At 49.7% G+C, this 17,226-nt stretch carries 12 protein-coding genes and 1 pseudogene; 8 read left to right on the plus strand and 5 right to left on the minus strand.

Going from position 1 to position 17,226, the window contains the following annotated elements; translation table 11 throughout:
- The first annotated feature begins 119 nt into the window (after positions 1-119).
- Together ACYVC2_RS12885 and ACYVC2_RS12890 are read left to right on the plus strand one after the other, a co-directional pair.
- Entirely contained in the window at positions 120-560 is a 441-nt protein-coding gene (locus tag ACYVC2_RS12885; RefSeq protein ID WP_461102838.1) for an antitoxin Xre/MbcA/ParS toxin-binding domain-containing protein, read from the plus strand.
- Positions 561-589: 29 nt separating this feature from the next.
- A complete protein-coding gene (locus tag ACYVC2_RS12890; protein WP_461102839.1) occupies positions 590-844 on the plus strand; it encodes an RES family NAD+ phosphorylase in 255 nt (84 codons plus the stop codon).
- A gap of 349 nt (positions 845-1,193) precedes the next feature.
- On the opposite strand, the gene ACYVC2_RS12895 is transcribed toward ACYVC2_RS12890, so the two are convergent.
- Both ACYVC2_RS12895 and ACYVC2_RS12900 read right to left on the minus strand, forming a co-directional pair.
- Complete coding sequence (locus ACYVC2_RS12895; RefSeq protein ID WP_461102840.1) at positions 1,194-2,183, minus strand: phosphotransferase enzyme family protein; 990 nt, start codon at positions 2,181-2,183, stop codon at positions 1,194-1,196.
- A 257-nt stretch (positions 2,184-2,440) separates the two neighbouring features.
- Entirely contained in the window at positions 2,441-2,779 is a 339-nt protein-coding gene (locus ACYVC2_RS12900) for a serine hydrolase (protein ID WP_461102841.1), read from the minus strand.
- A 493-nt stretch (positions 2,780-3,272) separates the two neighbouring features.
- On the opposite strand from ACYVC2_RS12900, the gene ACYVC2_RS12905 reads away from it, so the two are divergent.
- The 6 genes from ACYVC2_RS12905 (at position 3,273) to ACYVC2_RS12930 (ending at position 12,737) form a co-directional block, all read left to right on the plus strand.
- On the plus strand, positions 3,273-3,986 hold the full coding sequence (locus tag ACYVC2_RS12905) for an RNA polymerase sigma-70 factor (RefSeq protein ID WP_461102842.1): 714 nt from the start codon (positions 3,273-3,275) through the stop codon (positions 3,984-3,986).
- Between the two features lie 32 nt (positions 3,987-4,018).
- Positions 4,019-5,017, plus strand: coding sequence for a FecR family protein (locus ACYVC2_RS12910; protein WP_461102843.1), 999 nt, complete (start codon positions 4,019-4,021; stop codon positions 5,015-5,017).
- A 24-nt stretch (positions 5,018-5,041) separates the two neighbouring features.
- Positions 5,042-8,440, plus strand: coding sequence for a SusC/RagA family TonB-linked outer membrane protein (locus tag ACYVC2_RS12915; protein WP_461102844.1), 3,399 nt, complete (start codon positions 5,042-5,044; stop codon positions 8,438-8,440).
- Positions 8,441-8,460: 20 nt separating this feature from the next.
- The gene (locus ACYVC2_RS12920) at positions 8,461-9,972 is read left to right on the plus strand and encodes a RagB/SusD family nutrient uptake outer membrane protein (RefSeq protein WP_461102845.1); all 1,512 of its coding nucleotides are present in this window, start codon (positions 8,461-8,463) and stop codon (positions 9,970-9,972) included.
- Between the two features lie 150 nt (positions 9,973-10,122).
- Positions 10,123-11,835 (plus strand): GMC oxidoreductase, encoded by a 1,713-nt coding sequence (locus ACYVC2_RS12925; RefSeq protein ID WP_461102846.1) that lies wholly within the window; start codon positions 10,123-10,125, stop codon positions 11,833-11,835.
- Positions 11,836-11,837: 2 nt separating this feature from the next.
- Positions 11,838-12,737: a sugar phosphate isomerase/epimerase family protein gene (locus ACYVC2_RS12930; RefSeq protein WP_461102847.1), complete on the plus strand. Its 900-nt coding sequence runs from the start codon at positions 11,838-11,840 to the stop codon at positions 12,735-12,737.
- 322 nt (positions 12,738-13,059) lie between these two features.
- On the opposite strand, the gene ACYVC2_RS12935 is transcribed toward ACYVC2_RS12930, so the two are convergent.
- The 3 genes and pseudogenes from ACYVC2_RS12935 to ACYVC2_RS12945 all read right to left on the minus strand — a co-directional run bounded on the left by ACYVC2_RS12935 (position 13,060) and on the right by ACYVC2_RS12945 (position 17,206).
- On the minus strand, positions 13,060-13,305 hold the full coding sequence (locus ACYVC2_RS12935) for a hypothetical protein (protein WP_461102965.1): 246 nt from the start codon (positions 13,303-13,305) through the stop codon (positions 13,060-13,062).
- Between the two features lie 73 nt (positions 13,306-13,378).
- Positions 13,379-13,636 (minus strand): annotated as a pseudogene (locus tag ACYVC2_RS12940) (ABC transporter permease); the annotation flags it as partial.
- Positions 13,637-14,965: 1,329 nt separating this feature from the next.
- Positions 14,966-17,206: a CocE/NonD family hydrolase gene (locus ACYVC2_RS12945; RefSeq protein ID WP_461102848.1), complete on the minus strand. Its 2,241-nt coding sequence runs from the start codon at positions 17,204-17,206 to the stop codon at positions 14,966-14,968.
- Positions 17,207-17,226: the final 20 nt, after the last annotated feature.

The raw sequence follows: 17,226 nt of genomic DNA on the forward strand, positions 1-17,226 counted from the left end.
TAATTGTCAAGTGACCTGCTACCGCGGTTCAGTTAGTAGTATATGGTTTGACTATTCCTGAATCACTTAGTCAATAGCCTTACGCTATCAAAGGAGAACTTACAATTGTCAGATGATTGTTGTATAATTGTCAACTGATAATTGTAGTTAGGAAAACTAATCAGCAATCAGCCCCCCAGCTAACGGGTCTGCGAGCCAAACGACCTGTTCAAATTAAACCCAACGGACTCGATGCAAGGCTTAACCAGTTAGCCCAACAACTTGGCGTTACCCTGAAAGAATTAGCTCCTCTATTGCCGCTCTCGGGAAGTACCCTGCATCGATTAAGGCGCCAAACTGCTTTGAGCGGGCCCACGTCCGAACGAGTAGAGTTATTGCAGCAAGCTATCCAGCATGGCTTGCGGGTGCACGCTGGCGATGAGCAGGCCTTGCGCGACTGGCTGCGCTATCCGCTTGGCGAGTTGGATGGCCGTACACCGCTGCAAACGCTAACGACCATTGCCGGTTTCGCCCAGGTCAACGATGTGTTAGGCCGCATTGAGCACGGCATCTTCTACTAACACTCCCCTCGGATTTTCCACCTGATTACGTGCTGGTTTATCGTTTATTACAGGCCGCTTTTCGTCATGAGCCACTATCTGGACAAGGAGCTGCCTTGTATGGCGGTCGTTGGAACCCTAAAGGGCTATCGCTGCTGTATACCACTGAATCTCCAGCTTTAAGCTTGCTGGAAGTGCTGGTGCATCTTAATCCTATATATATACCTCAGTACTACTTAGTCACCATTGAGGTTCCGGATTCAAAACGTTCTTTTCAAGAGCAGGACCTGCCCCCTGATTGGTGAGCCACGGGTAGTGGCCCCCTGTCCTCTCAAACCCTTCCTAGTGGATTGGCTGCAAAGGCCAGACCGCTTACTCGTCCAGGTGCCCAGTTCGGTGGTACCCATCATGGCTAACTACTTGATCAACCCCGCCATGAGCTGTTTCCTCGTTGTCAAGTCATCAAGTCGGAAGTATTCGAGATTGACGCGGGGCTATATAATCCTTCACGACGCGGTTAGTAGTTAATTATTGGCAGCCAATTAACTACGTATTATTATGAAAGTTTATTTGTTTCAAGCAGGAGGGTAATATGAGAATTTGGCAATATGGATCAGCAAGTCTCTCTTGTTACTTCCTGCCTACTTCAGATGACTATTCCCAATAGAATGTCGCCAAATGCCTTAAGAAGCCGGTATAAACCTTCAAATGAGACGGCTGGAGATAAGTGGTGAACTGGTCATGAGTGGTGTGAAAGCCCATATAAAAAAGCCAGAAGCCCAGACTCAGGTAAGGAACCAAGGCTAACTCCTGATCGCTGATTGGGTGACAGCTTTGATAGCTCTCCAGAAAAATACCGTAGGCCTCCTCAAATGCCGACTGGGTTATCCGCCCGGCATAGACCTCAAGGGCCAGGTGTTGCCAAAAAGAAACCAAGTCATACACCAGCCAGCCGTACCCCATAAAATCAAAGTCAAAAAGGGTAACTGAATCCCCCTCAAAATGCATGTTTTTAGGCAGTAGGTCAAAATGGCAATAGCCGCTCAAGAATCCCGTAGTGTTAACCAGCGCTATCTTCGTCTCGATTTGTCGGGCAGCTTGCTGCAACCAGAGGTAACTTTCCTGATCGGCCAGAAAGGCGGACTTTAACCGTTCCAGGGGCTGGAATAGGGTAGTATCTAGATCAAAAATCCAGCGTTCTCCCGGCAAGGCAATGGTGGATGAGATTTGGTGAAAGCGTGCCGTTTCATGGCCAAGGGCACGTAGCTGGCTGTTGTTTAGCGTTCTCGTTGGCTGGCCGGGGGCATAGCTAAAGAGCACAGCATAGCGCGACCCTTCTACGGCATTCAATGGATGAATACACTCTTCCAGCCGATCCGCAATGGGATAAGCCACCGCTACGCCTGCGTGCTGTAGTGCCTTGAGCATAGCCACTTCCGCTTGGACGTGAGAGAAGCTTCGGTGAGTAGCGCGGTAGATGCGAAGAATAAAGCGCCCCTGGTCGGAGTCGACTAAATAGGTGTCTCCAACCCCACGAACCAGAAAGGTACAGCGAACAGAGTCCAGTGGATAGCGTTCAGTGAGGAAGTCCGCCAGGGCATGCGGGGAAAGCGTCGAATAGGTGGCGGGGAAAATCGGTTTCATGGCCACAAGATACGCCTTAAGAAGATGGGCTTACCAGAATTATACCTGGCAGTCATCCAGCGGTCACTTGTTGCTCTGGCAAAGGAGCGTTTCTTAAGCTAGTGGTCTTTGAAGCTTACGATTTTGGCCCTGCTAGGAATGGTTCCGGTAAACTGGCTATGGTCAACCTGGTCTCGATCAAAAGGTATGGTTTGTGCCGATTTTGATGCCTCAGCCACCTGTACGGATGGTGCCGGGACAATACTTTTCTGTATAGGTTATAAGTGAAAATCCGCAATCTGTCTGGCAACGGGCCGGGAATAAATATCGGCTGCGTTGGCCAGCACCACCACCAGATCATCATCCGGGAAAACACTCATGTGCGCCTTAAAGCCGCCTTCTGCTCCTGAATGTCCGATCTCTTTATGCCCTTTATGGGTAGCAAGGGCAAGTCCCAAGCCGTTGTCGGTCGATTTTCCATCCGTTAGTTTTCCAGAAGTACTCATTTTCTGGACGATGTCAGCATCAGAGCCGGGATTGAGCAAATGGGCTCCCCAACGAGCCAGATCGCCGGTCGTAGTAACCAGACCCGTTGATTTCAAGAGATCATTGACCACATAGAGTTTTCTAGGCCCAGTTGGTCCTGGCTCATAAGAGACAGTTATTTTTTCTTTCTGTTCAACACCATCTGTCGCATACGGTTTCAGGGGTGTTAACAGGGCGCATGCTATAAATTAGATAAATATTTGCCTCTACAAACGCGCAGCTTACAAGCCTTATACGTGAAAAGGGGGGTTCAAGCGCGGCTTTCACCTATGAACTGTCGAGTCGCCATGCCGAATCATACGTAAATCCATCTAGCCCATTACTGCCAAAGCTAAATTTATAAACTCGTTGATAAGGTATAAACACAGTACTTTATCGCACTTATTCGATAAGAGCTGGGAGAACGCATACTCATTTAAATTGAAAAAAGGCAATTAACTGCCTTATGACGAGATAGCCATTTATCATAATTCGTAGATTTTTTTTAAAATATGCCGTCATTAGAGCAAGGGTATAGGGGCTTTAAAACACTCTTATGAGTAAACTCCTCTGACTGCTTGTTGCATGGACCGTCATACTCAACCAGAAAAACCTTCTCATTCTGATCGACAACAAGGGCCACGGCTTGAGCTGGAGGATTCAGCTGGAGGTATGCCCGCATTCATTGACTCGGAGCTGTTTATTCGGCAAACGTTTGAAATAGATTCCCGTAAAGGGTATGAATTGCTCTTTAAGCGGTATTACCAGCCACTTTGCAACCATGCAGTAAGGTTTGTTTACGCAAAAGACGTAGCTGAAGACCTGGTCATCGATGTGTTCGGCCAATTCTGGCAAAAACAACTTCAACACACGATCACGGTATCATACAGAGCTTATCTGTTTACGACCGTGCGCCATGCCGCGTACGGTTATCTTCGCAAAGAGTTCAGCCGGGAAACTCCAACAGAAGATTTTTCTGAAATGATGGCGAATATGACAGCCAATACTCCACAGCAGGAAATGCAATTTAATGAACTATACCTCAAAATTGAACAGGTCGTTCGGTCGCTGCCACCCCAGAGCCAAAAAGTATTTATCATGAGCCGATTTGAAGGCAAGAAGAACGTAACAATTGCCGAGGAGTTACAGATTTCCGTGAAAACTGTAGAAGGACACATCACTAAAGTATTGTCCATTCTACGGCAGGCACTTCGACACTATGGCCTTGTAACGGAGTTAATCCTGCTAAGTTTCTGGATGGTGGAGCAAGGGGTAAACAGACTTTTTTCACTCGTATAGGGTAACCAGCCTGCTCCCGTATGAAACCACTTATGTCAAAACAAACGATCTGGAACCTATTCGAAGGAAAAACTACGCCATTGCAGAATAGGCTGATCCAGGAGTGGTTACAGGAACCAGACAGCCAGGAGCTCTATTTCCAGTGGCTGGAAGAGTGGGAGCGGGAAAATCCTCAATTCACGGCGAATGTTGATCAGGCGTACGCACGCTCACTGCAACTGAATCAGCGAAATGGCCTGGGAGAAACACCTGCAGCAGAGCCTATTCGGCCGCTGATTATTCGCATGAAGTTTTATCGCTGGGCTGCCGCTTGTGTGTTGTTATTGCTGGGATTGTTTCTGCTACGTGATGTGTGGTTTTACAAACACTATGAAACCGGGTACGGCGAAGTGCGGACAATTCGATTACCTGATAACAGCCGGGTCAGCCTGAACGCGCATTCCTCACTGACGGTTCCACGGTTTGGTTTCGGCAGTGGCAGTCGGGAGGTGAAGCTATCGGGAGAAGCCGAGTTTGCCATTCAGCATTTACCTGATCATCAACGATTCATTGTCCTAACGCCTGATCAGCTTGAAGTACAGGTATTGGGAACCGAATTCATCGTGTATAGCCGGGAGCGGGGGTCTAAAGTTGTCTTAAGTCAGGGAAAAGTACAGCTACGTTCGCTAACCAATTTAAAGGCACAACCAGTCGTGATGATGCCCGGCGATGTCGCTACGTTTTCAACCAGGGGTCAGCTCACACTACGGCATAAGCAGCCATTATCAGCGTTTCAGGCCTGGAAACACGGGCGTTTCATGTTCGAGAACACCCCCGTATCCGTAATTGCCTACCAGATCAGCGAACAGTTCGGAGTCAATGTAGTAGTGGCAGACTCAGTCCTGGCCCGACGAACGCTGGGTGGAACGTTTCAGGCCAAATCAGCCGACAATGTTTTGCAGGTAATTGCCGAAATACTCAATGTTCGAGTCAGCCGAACCACCCCATCCGATCAATCGGTGGAAACATTCATACTTACGCCAATCCATTAGTTAATCTATAACACCTTTTCGTCCATGACTCGATCTTTAAAACTTCTCGTATGCCTAACGGGAATGATGGGATATCTATGTGATTCTCCTCCCATACAGGCTCAATTACTGGCTCAAAACCTTCACGAAAACACGACCAGCTTTCCTCCTTCGCAGCCTCATACGCTTACCTTACGTGAAGCGATTATGCAGGTAAAAAAACAGTACAACGTTGATATCCTCTTCGAAGAGAAACTGCTGGAAGGCATTAAAGTAGGGACAAGTCCGCTTCAATTGGGTCAATCGATCGAGAAAAGCCTGACAGGTTTGCTACAACCTGCTGGTCTACGGTTTAAAAAAGTAGGTAAACTGACCTACGTCATATTGACAACCCGCACGGATGCTAAAACGAGTTATCAGGAACCGCTCAACGCACCCCCTTCAACTACGCCCATTTTCCCAATGGTGGGTATGGCTCAGCCAGTGACTGCGCATGTCAGTAGCCCAATCCAGGTGGTTGAACGGACTATCAATGGGGTTGTAACGGGTGAAACCAGTGAGGGGTTGCCAGGTGTAAGCGTCGTAGTCAAAAATACAACTCGGGGAGCTACAACGGATGCCAATGGTCGGTATCGAATTAACGTACCAGATGGCCCCACTTCATTAGTCTTCTCCTTTGTAGGCTATCAGAGCCAGGAAGTCGCCATCGGAAACCGGACAACGGTTGATGTACAGCTAGTACCCGATAATAAGGCGCTGAACGAAGTGGTGGTGGTGGGCTACGGCACGGTCAGGAAAAGCGATCTGACAGGATCGGTGGCCTCGGTGAAAAGCGAACAACTCACCGCTTATCCTGCCACAGGAGCCGTGCAGGCGTTGCAGGGCCGGGCGGCAGGGGTTCAGATTCAGGCAAACAATGGGGAACCGGGCACCAGTTTCAAGGTACGTATCCGGGGGGGCAATTCGATCAACGCTAGTAGCGATCCGATTTTTGTGGTCGATGGCTTCGTTGGTGGAACATTGCCGCCACCGGAAGACATTGAATCGATCGAAGTGTTGAAAGATGCTTCAGCCACCGCCATCTATGGGTCGCGGGGTGCCAACGGGGTTGTGATGGTCACCACCAAACGGGGTAAAAGCGGTAAGGCGCGTATTGATTTTAACGTCTCACATTCCTTTCAGAAGGAAATCAAACGGCTCAGCTTACTCAATGCCGACCAGTTTGTGAGCTACCTCAAAGAAATTAATCCGAACTACGTATCACGGGGGCAGAATACCGACTGGCAGGACCAGATTCTCAGGCCAGGGGGTATTCAGAATTACCAGCTTTCCCTATCCGGGGGTAACGACAACGTGAAATACTACATTTCTGGGGCGTATTTCGATCAGAAAGGAATCGTTATTAATTCTGATTTCAACCGGTTTTCGATCACCAGTAATATCGATATCAAAGTCTCCGATAAGCTGCGGGTGGGTCTGAATGTGTTCGGACAACGCAGCAACAAAGCTGGCGTAGTCAGTCAGGAGCTATCGGGCGGACCAGCTGGTACCGGCGTAATCGCATCAGCTTATAAATTTGGTCCCGACTTAGGAATTTACGATGCCAACGGTCGGTTTACCATTGCCGCCATTTCCGACCCGATCGACAACCCCTACGCTATCGCTACCCAGCGCCAGAACAATAATGTTACGGATCAGACACAGGGAAATTTGTTTGCGGAATACCAACTTCGCAGCGACCTGAAATTCAGAGCTACGTTGGGCACGACAACCAACACCGGTCGGACAGGGATGTACACGCCTACTACGCTGAATGCCGGAGCGTCCGTTGGGGGCGAAGCCTCCATGACTGGTTTTCGTAATACGTTGTTTCAGAGTGAGAACTATTTGTCCTACGACAAATCGTTTGGTGAGGCCCACCGCGTGGGCGTGGTGGGTGGGTTTTCCTACCAGACTTCCCGCAATGAAAGCTGGGGCGGTAGCGGGCAGTCATTTATCAGCGATGCTCTCTCGTACTGGAACCTGGGGAGTTCGTCGGTCTGGCAAGCTCCCTCCTCGGGGCTGACCGACTGGAAACTGGCGTCCTGGTACGGCCGGATCAATTACGCCCTGAACGATCGGTATCTGGTTACGATCAACGCGCGTTACGATGGTTCATCAACCTTTAGCCGCAACCACAAGTGGGCCTTTTTTCCATCAGGGGCCTTCGCCTGGAACATGGGCAACGAATCGTTCATGGCGGGTCTGCCTTGGATAAGTCAGTGGAAGTGGCGGGCCAGTTACGGCATCACAGGTAATCAGGCCATTGCACCCTACCAGACGCTCGCTCGTTTTTCGACGGTATATGCAGCTATCAACGGGGTTGGCGTCAACGCCATCACCCCATCGTCCATTGCCAACAACGACCTGACCTGGGAAACTGCGGCTCAATTCGATCTGGGCACCGACATTAGTTTGTTTAACAACCGGCTGAACCTGACACTCGATTACTACCGGACCACTACATCAAATTTACTCTTCAGCGTTCCCCTGCCGCAGTATTCGGGCTACACGAGCCAGTTGAAAAACATCGGTAAGCTACAGAATCAGGGATTCGAAGTTACGCTGGGAACCCGGAACCTGACAGGCCCGCTCCGCTGGAATATGGACGTTAATCTTTCCCTGAACCGCAACAAGGTGCTGAGTTTACCCGGCGGGAAAGACATTTTCTATTCGTCGGCACCGGGGCATCTGATTGGCCTGGATCAAACGCAGATTCTGCGCGAAGGTGCACCGGTGGGTAGCATGTATGGCTGGATATACGATGGCGTTTACCAGACTGGCGACGCATTTCTGACCGGCTCCGGCTTTGAACAGACGGCTGGTGGAGAAAAGTTTCGGGACCTTGATGGCAACGGAGCTATCAATAGCAACGACCGGACCATTATTGGCAATCCCAATCCGAAGTTTATCTGGGGCTGGACCAACGAGTTCAAATGGCGGAACCTGGACCTAAACCTGTTCTTTCAGGGATCGCAGGGAAACGATATGCTGAGCTACACGCTCATGGAACTGGACCTATTGTCGGGAATCAATAACGCGACCACCAACGCCCTGAATCGCTGGACACCCCAGAACACCAATACCAACGTGCCGAAAGCGTCAGGGGCGCGTACCCGTCGGGTATCGACCCGCTGGATTTACAACGCAAGTTATGCACGGCTAAAAAACCTGGCCGTGGGCTACACCTTCCCCAAGTCGTTCACCAGCCGGGCTAAAATCAGTCGCTTACGCATCTACGCGAGTGCGCAGAACATCCTGACAATAACCGACTATCCGGGTTACGACCCGGAAGTTAACTACAATTCGTCTGGCTCGGCGAACGGTAACCAAAATCTGGGACTTGATTACGGTAGCTACCCAAACGCTAAATCATACACGGTAGGATTAAACATTGGCTTTTAATCAGTCACAACGCTTTGATTATGAAAACGTCAACTAATAAATACTTGCTGGCAGTGCTGATGGGTGCGCTGGTTTCCTGCACAGATCTGGAAGAAAAGCCCCTGGGTGTACTGGCACCCGAAGGTTTGTTCAAGACCACGAAAGACGTACAAACGGCCATCAACGGAGCGTACGGGCTTATTGCTTCCGAACCCCTGTACGGGCGCAACTTCGTAACGGCACTGATGCTCCGCGACGATATGGCGGACATCGGCGACCGGACAACGGCGGCCGCTCGTCAGCAAACCAACGATTTTAACATGGATGCCAGCAACGGACTGGTCGCTTCCTTCTGGCCCCGCTGGTACAAAGTAATCAGTACGACCAACGCGGCCATCAACGGGGCCGAGGGACTAAAGCTGGCGCCTGAACAGATCAACCCAACCATTGGCGAAGCGCGGTTTGTGCGGGCCTTTTCGTACGTTCATCTGGTCCAAACGTTTGGTGCCATTCCGTACATCGACACATTCGTGACCGATCCGGAATCGGTGAAGGGTATTAACAAAATGGCGGAGAACGATGTCTACGCCCGCATCATTACCGATCTGGAATTTGCCAAACAGTGGCTACCCGATCAGCAACCGGCCGATGTGCGCACCCGCCCCACCAAAGGGTCGGCAGCGACGTGTCTGGCGACGGTGTATCTCATGCGGGGTGATTATCAGAAAGCGTATGCCGAAGCGAAATGGGTGATTGATAATAAAGATAAATTTGGGTATCGGCTGGAAGCTGACTTTCAGGATTTATTTATTGCGACCAAAGCCGATCAGCTCAAAGAAACCATTTTTGCGGTAGATTTCGTAGGTCAGAAAGTAGGACCCGAAAGTACAAACGATGATCTGATGGGCGCTATGACGGGAATTCGGGGTACCGATCAAAACGGTTGGAGTGTGGCGGTACCGACCCTGAAGGTATACCAGAGCTGGGACGCCCGCGATTATCGTAAAAAAGTAAGTTTTGAAGACTCCATGCGCATCGGTGGTGTAGTAAAGCCCTATACCGCATTTCCAACGGCCGCTCGTCCGCACATTGCCAAGTTTGCCCGTTATCCGGGTAATGCCAACTCCGAAGGCCGTTATTCCGATCATAATTACGTTTGTTTTCGCTACGCCGAGGTACTTCTAACGGCGGCCGAAGCGTTAGCCGAAGTAAACAATGGACCAAACGCCGAAGCTATTGGTTATATCAATCAGATTCGAAGCCGGGCGCGCAACTGGGCTGGCCGCCAGACAAGCTTTCCGGCCGATGTGACACTGGGTATGAGCAAAGAGGCTTTCATCAATCTCGTCCTGGAAGAACGGCGGCTCGAACTGGCCTTCGAGTTCAAGCGGTGGTACGACATCAAACGGCGTAAACTGGGAGATGCTGTCTTCAAAGGGGCTAACTCCCTGGAACCACACCTCAATTTTGACGCCAGTCGGGATTACCTGTTCCCTTTCCTTAGTACCGAAATGGCCATCAACCCGAGTATTACTCAGAACCCGGGTTATTAGTCAAAAACCGCTATCTTTTGTCAGTTAAGGCAACGTGGCGATGGATGATGCAGTTGACCGGACAGTAGGATTACTTAAGAAGTGTTTTTTCTGAATATATTCACCGGGCAACCCTTGCGGCTGCAAACGATAACCCGGCTGGCAACGAAGATGACTTATCTGGCAATTGATACGATAAAAGAGCGAACCTTCGACGCCATCGTGGTCGGTACGGGTATTAGTGGAGGGTGGGCAGCCAAGGAACTGACCGGCCGGGGGTTACGGACGCTTGTGCTGGAGCGGGGACGGGACGTCAAGCACATTGTCGATTACCCAACCACGATGGCACAGCCCTGGGAACTCGAACACCGCGGACAGGTGCCCCTGGCGGTTCGTAAGGAGTATTCGATTGCCAGCAAGAATTACGCATTTCGGGAAGATACGGCTCACTTTTTTACTAAAGATGCGGAACAGCCGTATGTACAGGAACAACCTTACGACTGGATCAAAGCGTATCAGGTAGGTGGCCGTTCGTTACTGTGGGGGCGTATGACACAGCGATGGAGCGACTTTGATTTCAGCGGTCCAGCCCGCGATGACTACGCCGTCGACTGGCCCATTCGCTATAAAGACATTGCGCCCTGGTACAGTTACGTCGAACGCTTTATCGGCGTATCGGGGAATCGGGATGGCCTGCCCCAATTGCCCGACGGGGAGTTTCTACCGCCCCACGAGATGAGTTGCGTAGAGTCCTATTTTCAGAACAAGATGCGCAGCAAATACGCTGACCGTCCGATCATTATCGGACGTGTTGCCCACCTGACGCAACCGGAGCCCATTCATTTTCAGCAGGGTAGAGCGAAGTGTCAGCATCGGAATCTGTGCGATCGGGGGTGCCCCTACGGTGGCTATTTCAGCAGCAACGCATCGACCATCCCCTGGGCGGACCGCACCGGGCGCATGACGTTACGGCCCCACTCGGTAGTCCATTCAGTGATCTACAATGAATCGCGAAAACGGGCAATCGGCGTCCGGGTAGTTGACACGCAGACGCACCAAATGACGGAGTATTATGCCCGGATTATTTTCCTGAACGCGTCGACGATGAACACGAATTTGATCCTGCTCAATTCAAGGTCAAACCGCTTCCCGGACGGGCTGGGCAACGACTACAACGTGCTGGGCAAATACGTAGCGTTTCATAGCTACCGAGGACGGATTAGTGCGGAGTACGATGGTTTTCAGGAATTTAAGACCGATGGAGTCCGGCCTAATGCGTGCTACCTGCCCCGGTTCAGAAACCTGCACAAGCAGGAAACCGATTTTCTACGGGGCTATGCCGTAGCCTTCTCGGCGGGGCGCGGTACGGTGCCGCCCACCGAGGAGTTAGGCGTCAGCCTGAAAGAACAACTGCTGCAAACGACCTACGGAAACTGGAACGTGGGAGCCAGCATGATGGGAGAAACTATTCCCAAAGAAGCGAGCCGGGTTCGACTTGACCCTACGCTAACGGATCCGTATGGAATTCCGCAACTGCGTATTTCGGTAGCCTACGACGACAACGATAAAAAGATGTTGAACGACTTCTTCGATCAGTTATCCGAAATGTATACCGCAGCGGGTTTTACGAACATCCGTAAACTAGACACCCAACGTACTCCCGGCAACGAAAATCACGAGATGGGTGGGGTACGGATGGGGAAAGACCCTAAAACGTCAATGCTCAACCGCTGGAACCAGCTGCATAGCTGCCCGAATGTGTTCGTTACCGATGGCGCCTGCATGACCTCGACCTCAACGCAAAACCCTTCCCTAACGTACATGGCCCTAACGGCCCGGGCGGCTGACTACGCCGTAAAACAACTGAAAACGCATACTATATAGCCATGATACCCCGTCGAACCTTCCTTAAAACAACGCTTGCCCTGGCCGGAACGTCGGCCATGGGCTTTTCAGTGAAAGGGGCAAAACCTCGTCTGTCATTCTCCACCCTGGGATGCCCTAAATGGCCGCTGGCACAAATCCTGACGACAGCCGCATCCGACGGGTACGAGGCCATCGAAATCCGGGGATTACAGGGGGAACTTTTCTTACCTAATTGCCCGGAATTCAGTACCCCGGCCCGGCTGGCAGCGACCAAAAAGCAGTTTGCTGCCCACAACGTAAAAATCTGTAACCTGGGAGCCTCGACAGCCCTGCATTACCTCGATCCGGTGAAGCGGGAGAAAAATCTGGCCGAAGCCCGGCGGTTTATTGATCTGGCCCAGGAGTTGTCGTGCCCGTATGTCCGGGTGTTCCCGAACGATCTTCCCAAGGATCAGGACCGTGAGCAGACGCTAAACCTAATCGGTGAAGGCTTGCTCGAACTGGGGAATTACGCCAAAAAGGCGAACGTAACGGTGCTGCTCGAATCGCACGGCGAAGTGGTCGGAAAAGATGTGCTGCTGCGAATTCTGAAACAGGCCGAGCATCCGAACGTAGGCATGATCTGGGACATCTTCAATATGTGGTCAGTAACCAAGGAGCCGCCCAAAGAGGTGTATCAGGCGCTGAAAAAATATATTCGTCATACCCATATCAAAGACGGCAAAATGGTCGATGGAAAGCCGCAACTCACGTTTTTGGGTAAAGGCGAAACTCCCCTCCGGGAAGCAATCGATATGCTGAAAGCTAACCAGTATGCTGGCTATTACAGTTTTGAATGGGAAAAATTGTGGCATCCTGACCTTCCCGAGCCGGAGCTTGCCTTCGCTGATTACGCCAAAGCAATTCAGACGTATTTTTAGACGAATTTCCGCCTACAACTGAGTTGGGGGTAAGGAGCCTATTTCCAATTCCGCTTAACGATTGAAGGCGTCAATAAAATTAGACCCACAAATAGAAAGCAAAATAAGGTTTAGATGTATCACAGGCTACGGATCGTATTTGACAGGTATTAAAAAGTGGCCACTTAAACGCCCAGTTTAAGAAGCAGATACAGGAACGCTACTTTATCTCTAATTAGAGCGTTTCGTGAGATGAAGCAAATGAGTATGGGACTTGCTAAGTAAACGTGTCAGGTAAACAGAAAGTTGACCATAGCAAAGAGAAAAGTTACCAGGACGTTGATTAAGCAACCTCTAGCCGCCCCTGTTGTTCAATGAAGAGCAAGGCCCGCTGTAAGACTTCGTCCTGACCACTTAGAACGCCTTGAATTGTCAGTGAAACAGAAACGTCAATCTTCACCCCCAGGCGTTGATTCGGCGTGCCGTCGGGATAGTAGACCGCAAAACCTGAATAGCGGGATTCGTAACCTCCAGCCATCAGAATCGTGTTCGACACCCCATTGGCACCCGAGTATCGACGCCGGGTCATCCAGCCCTGAACGAGTACCCTCAACCAGCTTTAGCGGCAACATCTGGAAGAATTCCGGTTCTACATAATCTCCGCTTCGGGCAAACTGATTCGTACCATGTGCCAGAATTAGTTCGCCTGTTTGATGCGCCAAAACAACGTGGCTATAGTCGCTGCTATAGTCACGTTTGAGCGTAGTTCCTAATGGCAACGGCGCCCAGTCGCTGGTTGATATACTACCATTATCGGTCTGGTGGAGCGAGACGCGAGCAATCCGGTCGTAATTAGCGAATGATTTATCGTAAGAAAGCTCATCCCAAATCCAGAGGCCAATCAGCATGGCGACGGCCATACCAACCGCTAATCCACCAATGTTAATAAAAGAATATACTCAGTTTTTAGCCAGGTGCGAAAGCGATTGTCAGATAATTACGAAGCATGGTGATAAAGTAAAGGGTTGGAAGTAGTCAAAAGCCACATTTGGAAGTCCGGCCGTGACTTGCACCATAGGGTTTAGAATTCCTTTCGAATTTTGGTGAAAACTTCAGCTTGCCAGGATGGTTACAGCGGATGCCGAACTATTTTGGTACCTGCCATTCAAGCTTCGTTGACTACCATCATGATTTTGACCGAAATCATACATAATCTATTTTATAACTCAATGCCACAAAAAACGCCCGACTATTGGATCCGTTTTATTTCCTGTTGGAGCCTTACTTTAGAATAAGTAATAGTTGAATTTTTCCAGTCAAGCCACAGAAAGAATCTTGTATCAATCAACTATTCTAAGAACCAAACCCGGACAGGGGACCATAAAATAGAAGATAGTCAAGTCCCTAAACTGCGATTTGCAACCATACGAGCGGTTGGGGAATCATTACCAGAAATGACAGCTTATCATGAAGCAGGGCAAACTCTATGTTTGGTTATTAGTGCTAATTTTGTTAGGGTGCTCCCCAGATGCTGCTACGCCTAAAAACAAAGCCGGATCGGGCATCGTAGGCAGGTGGCGGTTATTTAGGCTCAATGGGTCTACTGGCGCTAGTAATTTTATAACACCCATACCCGCCAGTCCCCTGCAAGCGTTGACCTTTACTGCTCAAGGACGGGTGAGTAAAGAAGGCAATCAGTTAGGTGATTATTTTGATCGGCCTTTCTACCGAGTCGATTCCGCTAGCGCCTTCCGCCAACTTTGGTTTCTAGCGAGTGAAAAGGATACTACAGGCTATCTAGTGGGGTTGATTATAAGAGGAGATACTATGAACATCATACCTCCCTGCTACGAAGGCTGTGGCGCCAGCTTTGTTCGGATTGAATAAGGGAAGATACTGGCCTAAAATTAGAATACCGCGTACCAGGTCACTATCCCATATATATAGGCTATTTAGTAACTGAAGCATTCCAACGCTAAGCCACTACCATTCTATTAGGCAACGAAGCGAGTTTTATGCTAGTTACTGGTGGGTAATCCGGTTAATGCAACAACCCGACTAAGATGCACTTTTGTGAACACTCCTGATTCTCATATGGGAGGGTTTTGTGAGGTAGTACTCAACAGAGATTTTAACTTTTCTTTCGCCTGTACGCCCTAAATTTTTTGAGCCATTTTAGAAATATACACTACCCAGAACGTATAAGTCACAACAGGGCTGTTCAAAACGGCTGTACTGCCTAATAACCTCTAGTCTTTGGTCTTAAAATCAATCAGGTAAGGTTTGAGTCGATCGCCATTCTCATTGCGAAAACTTGAACCGATCACTAACTGGTAACGCTGATTCGGTTTCACGTCAAGTTCAAAGGAGAACGATTTAGCATCCTCCGAAAAACCTATTAACCGTTTCACCCTCGCCATGCTTTCTATGCCCAAAGAGCCTTTGCCAAAACTATAATATCGCGTATCCATCTTTTGGGAAAAGCGAAGGGTAACCACCGATGTGCTGGTGCTAACAGATTGAGCCCCGTTTTCGAATGGAGCCATGCCAATCACGCTGGGTCGGTAGTCCTCAAAATTCCAGACGGATGGCTGGGCATTTTCAGTAATAGCCCCTGCTAGCAAATCCACCTCAATAAAACTGTCGTTGAAAACAGTTTGGGTGGCCTTCGCATAATCGGAGGACTTGGCTTTATACGGGTTGCGAACGAATGTCTGGGGGTTACGCGCGAATAAGGGGAAGGCTGTACTTTGGACCTGGATCATGATCCGATGCCCTTTTTTAAAGGTATGGAGCACATCCTGCAACGGAAAATGGACGGCCGTTTTCTGACCAGCGCGCAGGGGCTGAGGCTTTTCAAAGCTGTTACGAAACCGGGCAGGCATCATTTCCGAACGAACCATCTGCCAGTAATTGCCCAAAGTGACGTTTTTAGTGGGCATGTAGGCATGATTGGGTTCGTCCAGGGGATAGACATCAATCAGTTTGACAAAGAAATCAGCATCTGTACCGGTACTCGCTACGTTAAGATACGCTTTAATTTCCCCTCCTAGGGTCACATCTTGAGACAAAGCACCTGTTTGAAACATCAGTACGTCGGGCCGACGGCCTGCAAAGCGTTGGTCTTCGCTCATGTAATTGTAAGGCGTAAAGTTCATCGTCGATGTCAAATCCTCGGTGTGGGGAACTGGCTTCAGGGGATCACTGAGGTACGATACGGACTCAACCTTTTTAGGGGGTTGCCGATCTAATGTACCCGCTGCATTTAGGTAAAGCTTTTGCTTACGAATACGAGCAGCGGGCCATTGATCAAACTGATTCCATTTTTTCAGGCCCGTATCAAACATATACGCTTCCGGTAACCCCGTGCTGTCGCCTATGCCCTTCAAAAAATGACGGAAGAATTTGGCTTCAATCTCATTCATATAGAAGCTCGCCAGGCTATCGCCGAAATAGAGGTTACTGTGCAGGGTATGGCCTGTCTCATAGGCCCATCCACCATGACCAAACGGCCCCATGACAATCGTGTTGTAGGTGCCGGGGCTTTTCTTCTCAATGGTCTTGTAAAGATTCAGTGGCCCCGACAGATCTTCGGCGTCAAACCAGCCCCCAACGGTCATAACAGCCGTTTTTAGATTGGGCTGATAGTGCTGAAGTACAGCTCTTTTTCGCCAGTAGTCGTCATAATTGGGATGATTCACCGTTTCCTGCCAAAAGACGTTATCTTTATAGTAGGTGTCAGCAAACGTCAGGGGGCCTTGATCCAGGTAAATTTGGTAGCCATCCCGGACAACTTTAGCCGTATTAACTGGCGGGCTATCGTACCAGGCAAAGGTGGTCGTGTCTTTCTTTGGAACGCCAAACCAGGGAAATAATAAAAAATAACTCTGCAAAAAGGCTCCATTATGATGAAAGTCATCAAAAAAGAAGTCTGAAACGGGTGCCTGCGGGCTGGATGCTTTCAGGGCGGGATGGTTACTCAGCAGACCGGCTGCTGCGTAAAAACCCGGGTAAGATATCCCCCACATCCCCACATTGCCATTATTGTTCGGTACGTGCTTGACCAACCAGTCAATGGTGTCAAAGGTATCGGAGCTTTCGTCCACGCCTGTCTTACTTTTGTGAACCGTTACGGGTGTCATGTTGGTAAACTTCCCTTCACTTTTGTAGCGGCCCCGCACGTCCTGATAAACCATGATATAGCCCTCCTGCATCATCGTCATCGATGGGCCTAAGCTGTTGGGATAACTATTATTACCGTACGGGTCAATGCCATAGCAGGTTCGTTGCAACAGGATTGGATAGGGGCGGGTCGCTGTGGCTAGTTTAGGGGTATAGATAGCCGTAAACAGTTTGACACCATCGCGCATGGTAATGTAGGTCTCGGTTTTACTATAGTGATCCTGGACTTTATACGCCATTTGCGCGTTTAGATGATTTGGTCCCAAGAGGAGGCTGATGACAAGGAGCTTGACAAAAAATTGACTCATAGGTAATGGATTTGGCTGTT

Source organism: Spirosoma koreense (assembly GCF_054777875.1).

Coding starts and splice junctions, on each gene's coding strand:
- ACYVC2_RS12895 (WP_461102840.1), bottom strand. CDS start 2,183: ATGAAACCGATTTTCCCCGCCACCTATTCGACGCTTTCCCCGCATGCC.
- ACYVC2_RS12905 (WP_461102842.1), top strand. CDS start 3,273: ATGGACCGTCATACTCAACCAGAAAAACCTTCTCATTCTGATCGACAA.
- ACYVC2_RS12910 (WP_461102843.1), top strand. CDS start 4,019: ATGTCAAAACAAACGATCTGGAACCTATTCGAAGGAAAAACTACGCCA.
- ACYVC2_RS12915 (WP_461102844.1), top strand. CDS start 5,042: ATGACTCGATCTTTAAAACTTCTCGTATGCCTAACGGGAATGATGGGA.
- ACYVC2_RS12920 (WP_461102845.1), top strand. CDS start 8,461: ATGAAAACGTCAACTAATAAATACTTGCTGGCAGTGCTGATGGGTGCG.
- ACYVC2_RS12925 (WP_461102846.1), top strand. CDS start 10,123: ATGACTTATCTGGCAATTGATACGATAAAAGAGCGAACCTTCGACGCC.
- ACYVC2_RS12930 (WP_461102847.1), top strand. CDS start 11,838: ATGATACCCCGTCGAACCTTCCTTAAAACAACGCTTGCCCTGGCCGGA.
- ACYVC2_RS12935 (WP_461102965.1), bottom strand. CDS start 13,305: ATGACCCGGCGTCGATACTCGGGTGCCAATGGGGTGTCGAACACGATT.
- ACYVC2_RS12945 (WP_461102848.1), bottom strand. CDS start 17,206: ATGAGTCAATTTTTTGTCAAGCTCCTTGTCATCAGCCTCCTCTTGGGA.